Source organism: Belnapia sp. AC561 (assembly GCF_979252845.1).
Window position 1 is genome coordinate 1 of record NZ_CEEDBP010000082.1, and the last position, 6190, is coordinate 6190.

The following is a 6190-nucleotide window of genomic DNA, read 5'->3' on the forward strand; positions in this document are numbered from 1 at the left end:
ACACCGCAGGCTTGCCCACCACCGCCTCCTACGATCAGCCATGTGATCGTAGGAACTTTGCGATCAGGACACTAGCGGTGCCTACGAACGACACGTCCGGCGCGTCCGACGCCGCAACGGCGAGCGCCGAGCCATTCTTCTGAGCGCGCTCACGGCCACGCTGAGCGATGCCGTGACGATCGTCGGCGCCGAAGCCGGGCTGCACGTCGTCGTATGGCTGAACGGCGTGGCACGGGATCAGGAAAGTGCCCTGATCGCGCGGGCGTGGGATGCGGGGATCGGTATCCATCCCATCACCCCATCCTACGCCTCCGGTCCACCAACGAACCGGTCGCAGATGGTAGGGCTGGTGATGGGCTATGCCGGCCTCGACGCGCTGGCCATCAAGCGAGGCGCGCGGGTACTTCGAGATGTACTGAGGGATTTTATCAGAGGCTGAACCAAGCCCGAGCTTCGGTTGGAAGCTCCGAAGTGGTGCTGCCTGCCAAGGCTATCGCCGGGAGGAGTGGAAAGCAGTTCTCAATTGGTTGGATCAGTGGTCGCCTCTCACCAGAGGCGGCTGCATGAACTCAATCGTCGCGCCGTCAGGACCAACGGCGTAGATAACCCGCGTTCCGGCCCGCGCGCCGCTCGCTATTGGTTGAGGTGTGCCTTGTGCCTTCCAACCGTAGGCAGCGATCCGCGCCAGAAGCGCATCGATGTCATCGACCACGAGAGCGAGATGCGCGAAGCCCGGGTCGAACGGCTTGGTTGGCGCGCTCGGCCGATCCAGGCCCTGATATTCCAAGAGTTCAATCGTCTGATTAGCTAAGGACACTATCGCCAAGCGCACCCGTGCCCCATGGGCTCCCGTCACCTGGCCGAGGAACTCGCCCCCCATCTCACCCGTCCGCACGAGCCGCGCGCCGAGCCCATCAACCCAGAACCGAAGGCTCTCATCGAGAGACGCAACCGCGAAGCCGACATGGTCGGCGCGTCGCACCTGGATGTTTGCGTGTCCCATCATGCGGGCCGTTCTACCGGCAAACGAGCCGGGCGTCTGCTTCGGGTCGGGAGGAGCCATTCCGGTCTCATTCAGAGAAAGTCTCTTAGTGCGGGCGATGCCCTCGAGCAGCATGACCAGGCGGGGATGGCGGAGGTCGAGGGCGATGCCAGCGAGGCGATGCGCCGCCTGGATGGCGGCGACGAGCGCCACGCGGAGGCTGGAGAGGCTGAGGCCGCGGTCGGCGGCGTGGACGGCGTACATGGCGATGGTGTCGGGATCGCCGGCGAGGGGCGGCCGGCCGAGGCCGCCGCACCAGGCCTTGTAGGCCCGCTAAGCGGAGCGGTAGGTGCGGCGGGTGCCGTCGCCGCGGGCCCGCGTGGCATAGACCGCGGCGCGGGCGGCCAGCGCCTGCAGCGTCGCCACCTGCTCGGGGCTGCCGGGCACCTGGAGGTCGCCGAGCAGACTGGTCGAGAGGGTGACGGTGCCCGGGCCGGTGGCGGGGTCTTGGGACAGGGCAGGGGGCTCGGCGGCGGGATCGGGCATGGCGTGAGGCTAGCGCCGCACTGTCGTGTCCGCAAATGCGGTTTAGCGGACGGAATGGGGGTGGAAAGGAGCGAAATACGGTCTGGATCGGAAAGAGTGCCCGATATCAACAGGTTACAGGTCTGTGAGCACTGAGGAATATATTATCGTGCCTTCATAAAGGCGGCAGCCCGATTGCCGCAGTCGAGCCCGCGGTGGCAGGCTAGCGCGGCCGCCGGCAGGACCGGCCGGGGCAGGGGACCAGCGCCATCATCACCCACAATGCCACCACAGGGCGCCCCCAGTCGGCGCATACCCGCCGCGCCTATGCCGCCGACTGGCAGGCTTTCTCCGCGTGGTGCGCCGCCGCCGGGCAGCCGGCGCTGCCGGCCACCCCGGAGGCCGTCGCCGGACATCTGGCCAGCCTGGCCGGCCGGCTCGGCCCGAGCGGCCTGCGCCGCCGGCTGGCGGCGATCGCCGACCGGCACCGCCGCGGTGGCCATCCCTGGGATCCGGCCCAGCCGGCGATCCGCGCCACCCTACGCCGGCTCGTCGCCGGCCCGGTGGCCCCGGCGCGGCCCGCCGCGGTGCTGGGCCCGGCCGCGCTCCGCGCCTTGCTCGCCAGCTGCGGCGAGGACCTCGCCGGGCAGCGCGACCGGGCGCTGTTTCTACTGGTTCAGGCCAGCGGGCTGCGGCGTGCCGCCCTGGTAGCGCTCGACCGTGAGCAATTACGCTTCACCGCGGCCGGGGTGGTGCTGGAAACGGGGCAGGACACGTTGGAGCTTGTCCGCGCCCCTGACTCGGACCGCTGTCCGGTTCGTGCCCTGGAGGTCTGGCTGCGACAGGCTCGGATCGACTATGGCGCGGTCTTCCGCCGGGTCACCGCCGCCGGGACGTTGGAGGACCGGCTCAGCCCGCAGGGGGTCTGGCGCATCCTCCGCCGCCGTGCCGCCCTGGCCCGGCTTCGCGTCCCCGCCGGCAGCCGTCTGTCGCCCGAGGGGCTGCGGGCCAGTTCTCGTCTCCCAACTGCACCGCCCGCCAGCCCACTGAGGCCGTGGTGACGACCATGCTGCCCGAGTCAGGCAGCGGTCCCATGCCCCTCGCACCCGCCGACACCGACTGGCTCCGTAACACCCTCGGCGTCAGCGGTGCCACCGAGGCCGTCGGGCGCTTCCAGGCCGCCGCCAGGGGCAGTGGGATCATCCCCTGGCAACGTGACCTCGACCGGATGGAGGAGGACTGGTTCCTGCCCATGGCCGCCCCCGCCGACGGGGTGCGGGCCATCAGCCTGGCCGGGGCGCGGATCCTGGCCCGCCGCCTGCGCGACTCAGTGGCCCTGCAGCAGCAGCGCGCCCTGCTGCGCGCCACCACCGACCAGCGCTGTCCCTTCGATCTGCACCGCCTGCTGCCGGTGCCAGCCGCCATCCTCCGGCTCGGGCCCGAGGACCCACAGAGCCAGGCCTGGCTCTGGCGCCACTGGGGCACCACCCGCGCTCTCCGCCACATCCGGCTGCTGCCCAGCCCGGCCGATCGCCGCAACCGCCGGACCGATCACTGGCTGGTGGAGTTCTGGTCCGCCGACTGGTCGCCCTGGCCGGCGCTCAAGACGCTCCGCCGCACTTGGCCGGACCTGACCCTCAGCCTGCGGCCGCACTACGGCGAGGCCGCCGATGGCTGAGCCGGAGCCGGACGACTGGCCCGAGGCAGCCGGACAAGGGAGGGCAGCGGCACCGGGCGGCGAGGCGATGCCGCTGCTCAGCGTGGCAGGCTTCGCGGGGCCGCTCGACTTCCTGCTGGAGATGGTCCGCCGCCACCGGGTCGACCTCGGCCCGCTGTCGATCGTCGCCCTCACCGACCAGCTCGTCGCCGCCCTTGAGGACAGTGCCCATCGCGTCCCACTCGAACGCCGCAGCACCTGGCTGGTCGCCGCCAGTGACCTCGTCCTGCTCAAGGCCCGCCTGCTCTGCCCGGAAAGCCCCGCCGTGGCCGAAGCCGCCGCGGCGGAGGCCACCCGGCGGCTGGAGCAGCTGACCGAGCTGGCCCGCATGCGCGCCGCCGCCGACTGGCTCGCCGCCCGGCCGCAGCTCGGTCTGCGGGTTTTTGCCCGGGGACAGATGGAGCGGCAGGCAAGGCCCCAGGCAGAGCTCTACGTGGCCTTCCTCGAGGCAACGCTCGCCATGCTCGAGGGCAAGGCGGGACAGCCGGCCCAGGCCCCCGCCTACCAGCCGGCGCCGCTTGAGCTCTGGCGCGTACCGGAGGCCATCGCCCGGGTGACCGCACTGCTCAATCACCAGCCCGACGGACTGTCGCTTGCCGACTGCCTGCCGCCGATTCCGGCCGGCGCGGCAAGGCGCCAGCTGCGGCAGCGGGCGGCGCTGGCCAGCACCCTGGTCGCCAGCCTCGAGCTCGCCCGCGACGCTACACTGGAGATGGACCAGGAGGCGGCTTTTGGGATGATCATACTCCGGGCAGGACAAGGGAGACCAAGCATGCAGGACAATGCCGCATGACCATTGTCTTACTAGCCAGCTCTTACCGGTACATTTTTCGCGGGGGCCTATGCAGCGGCGTGCCTATATGGACCGGCTGACCGCACTTCGGCTTTTTCTGCGCACCCTCGATCGTGGCGGTATCGCGGCGGCGGGGCGCTCGCTCGGCCTGTCGGCGACAGCGGCGTCGCGGGCGCTACGCGAACTGGAGGAGGATCTGGCGCTGCGGTTGCTCGACCGCACCACGCGCCATGTCGCGCCGACTGAGGCGGGACGACGCCTGATGGCCCGTATCGCGCCGCTTCTTGAGGGACTCGACGCCGCGATGGTCGAGGCGCGGGAGATGCACGAGGAAGCAACTGGCACGCTGCGCATCGTCGCGCGGCGGTCCTATGCCCTACGCCATGTGGTGCCACATCTTTCCGGCTTCCGCCAAGTGCATCCGCGGGTGGAGATCGACCTCACCCTGACCGAGCAGACCGGGCTAATGCCGACACATGGGGTAGACTTGGTGATCCGCCTTGGTCTGCCGGCAGGCAAGTCATTCATCGGGCACCGGCTGGCCTCGGGCCGGCGCATCCTCTGTGCCAGCTCCGGCTATATCGCGCGGTACGGTGCCCCAGCCACGCCCGATGACGTCCTGCGGCACCCCTGCCTGACCTACCGCGAGGAAGAGGAAGCGCCGATTTGGGTTTTCACAACCGCCTCGGGCGGCCGGCAGGAAGTTTCAGTCAGCGGGCCGTTCCGCTCCAACAGCGGGGAAGCGCTGCGCCAGGCGGCGCTGGATGGCCTGGGCCTGGTGCTGCTGCCCGAATGGATGGTCGGCGAGGATGTCGCCGCCGGCCGGCTGGAACCGCTTCTGGTCGAACTGTCGGCCTGGCCGGAACGCTACCGGACAGAGATCCACGCCGTGCATGTCCGGGCCGAACGCCTTCCCGCCAAGATCGCCGCCTTCGTCGCGCATCTGGTCGCTGCCACCGATCCACCCAGCTAGCAGCGTCATTCTGCCGATTATCGGCAAGGTGTTTGGCGACAATGCCGTCTGGCGCCCTTCCTAAGCGGCACGCCATGGTGTGGGACGGAGGAGACAGATCATGCTCGAGACGACCCCGCTCACCCCCATCCTTGGCGCCCGCGTCACCGGCCTCGACATCGCCCGCGGCGTCGATGCAACGACGATGGCTGCCGTTCGGGCGGCGCTGGACCGCTTCTCGGTGTTGGTCTTCCCGGACCAGCGGATCGACGACGCGGCCCAGATCGCCTTCAGCGAAGGCTTCGGGGCGCTGGAACGCACCCGCCCCGGGGCGCCCGGAGCGGGTAGCCCGGTGATCGTCCTCTCAAACATCGGCCCGGCCGGCGAGATCGCCCCGCCCACCGACAAGCAGGTGCTGAACAACAAGGCGAACCGCGTCTGGCACCATGACTCCTCGTTCAAAGCGTTGCCGGCCCGGGCCTCGCTGCTCTCGGCGCGGGAGATCCCCGCGGCCGGCGGGGATACCGAATTCGCCTCCATGCGCGCCGCCTTCGCCGCGCTCGACCCGGCCGAGCAGGATGCGTTGCGCAACTGCGTTGTCATCCATGATTTCGGCTGGTCGCGCAGCCGCGTCGACGCCGCGCTGGTGACCGAAGCTGAGCTCCGTCAGCACCCGCCGGTACGTCAGGCGCTGGTCCTGCGGGAGAACCCGCATGGCCCGGCGCTCTACCTCGGCGCCCATGCGCGCTGCATCGAGGGCATGGGCGAGGCGCAGTCCCGCACGCTGATCGACCGGCTGATGGCGTTGGCGACGCAGCCGGCCTTCACCTATGCACACCGCTGGCGACCGCATGACCTGGTGATCTGGGACAATCGCGCCGTGCTGCATCGCGCCACGCCTTTTGCCACGATGACGGAACGCCGCCACATGGTGCGCACCTGCGTCGCCGGCACAGCACCAACCCTCGTCGCCGCGGCGTAACCACCAGCCTCCCGCCGCCATTACCGACACCCAAAATGTGCAAGCGACCTAAGATGGTGGTCGTACGTATCGGGTTCGTTGCGCCGTCTAGAATCTGTCGAAGCCAAGCCCCGGCCTGACCAGCCGTTTCACGCGCCGCCCGAACCAAGATAAGAATGGCAGTCAGTGTCCATCCGGGAACAGATCGAGTTATCTGAATCGGTTGTGATTGGCTTCCGGGGGCGGGTGGAGGAAGAAGG

General features: G+C 69.6%; 8 protein-coding genes. 6 read left to right on the forward strand and 2 right to left on the reverse strand.

The genetic code is table 11. The features are described from left to right. Window positions 1–172: 172 nt before the first annotated feature. Window positions 173–439, forward strand: a complete 267-nt coding sequence (locus AC0IW9_RS29810) for a hypothetical protein (RefSeq protein WP_471651937.1) — start codon at window positions 173–175, stop codon at window positions 437–439. Window positions 440–532: 93 nt separating this feature from the next. Here AC0IW9_RS29810 and AC0IW9_RS29815 read toward each other — a convergent pair whose 3' ends face one another. Beyond that, a complete protein-coding gene (locus AC0IW9_RS29815) occupies window positions 533–1246 on the reverse strand; it encodes a VOC family protein (RefSeq protein WP_471651938.1) in 714 nt (237 codons plus the stop codon). 69 nt (window positions 1247–1315) lie between these two features. Beyond that, entirely contained in the window at window positions 1316–1528 is a 213-nt protein-coding gene (locus AC0IW9_RS29820) for a hypothetical protein (protein WP_471651939.1), read from the reverse strand. A 542-nt stretch (window positions 1529–2070) separates the two neighbouring features. Here AC0IW9_RS29820 and AC0IW9_RS29825 point away from each other — a divergent pair. From AC0IW9_RS29825 to AC0IW9_RS29845, 5 genes are all read left to right on the forward strand, one after another. Beyond that, window positions 2071–2568 (forward strand): tyrosine-type recombinase/integrase, encoded by a 498-nt coding sequence (locus AC0IW9_RS29825; RefSeq protein WP_471651940.1) that lies wholly within the window; start codon window positions 2071–2073, stop codon window positions 2566–2568. Window positions 2569–2600: 32 nt separating this feature from the next. Further along, on the forward strand, window positions 2601–3185 hold the full coding sequence (locus AC0IW9_RS29830) for a hypothetical protein (RefSeq protein ID WP_471651941.1): 585 nt from the start codon (window positions 2601–2603) through the stop codon (window positions 3183–3185). Next, window positions 3178–4017: a segregation and condensation protein A gene (locus tag AC0IW9_RS29835; protein WP_471651942.1), complete on the forward strand. Its 840-nt coding sequence runs from the start codon at window positions 3178–3180 to the stop codon at window positions 4015–4017. Before AC0IW9_RS29830 ends, AC0IW9_RS29835 begins: the two co-directional genes overlap by 8 nt. Before the next feature lie 67 nt (window positions 4018–4084). Beyond that, the gene (locus tag AC0IW9_RS29840) at window positions 4085–4990 is read left to right on the forward strand and encodes a LysR family transcriptional regulator (RefSeq protein ID WP_471651943.1); all 906 of its coding nucleotides are present in this window, start codon (window positions 4085–4087) and stop codon (window positions 4988–4990) included. 100 nt (window positions 4991–5090) lie between these two features. After that, window positions 5091–5951, forward strand: coding sequence for a TauD/TfdA dioxygenase family protein (locus AC0IW9_RS29845; protein WP_471651944.1), 861 nt, complete (start codon window positions 5091–5093; stop codon window positions 5949–5951). The last annotated feature ends 239 nt before the right edge of the window (window positions 5952–6190 follow it).

What these genes read in the sequence shown, in the direction of transcription:
- AC0IW9_RS29830 (WP_471651941.1), top strand. Translation starts at nt 2,601, where the DNA reads ATGCCCCTCGCACCCGCCGACACCGACTGGCTCCGTAACACCCTCGGC.
- AC0IW9_RS29840 (WP_471651943.1), top strand. Translation starts at nt 4,085, where the DNA reads ATGGACCGGCTGACCGCACTTCGGCTTTTTCTGCGCACCCTCGATCGT.
- AC0IW9_RS29815 (WP_471651938.1), bottom strand. Translation starts at nt 1,246, where the DNA reads ATGTACGCCGTCCACGCCGCCGACCGCGGCCTCAGCCTCTCCAGCCTC.
- AC0IW9_RS29835 (WP_471651942.1), top strand. Translation starts at nt 3,178, where the DNA reads ATGGCTGAGCCGGAGCCGGACGACTGGCCCGAGGCAGCCGGACAAGGG.
- AC0IW9_RS29845 (WP_471651944.1), top strand. Translation starts at nt 5,091, where the DNA reads ATGCTCGAGACGACCCCGCTCACCCCCATCCTTGGCGCCCGCGTCACC.
- AC0IW9_RS29820 (WP_471651939.1), bottom strand. Translation starts at nt 1,528, where the DNA reads ATGCCCGATCCCGCCGCCGAGCCCCCTGCCCTGTCCCAAGACCCCGCC.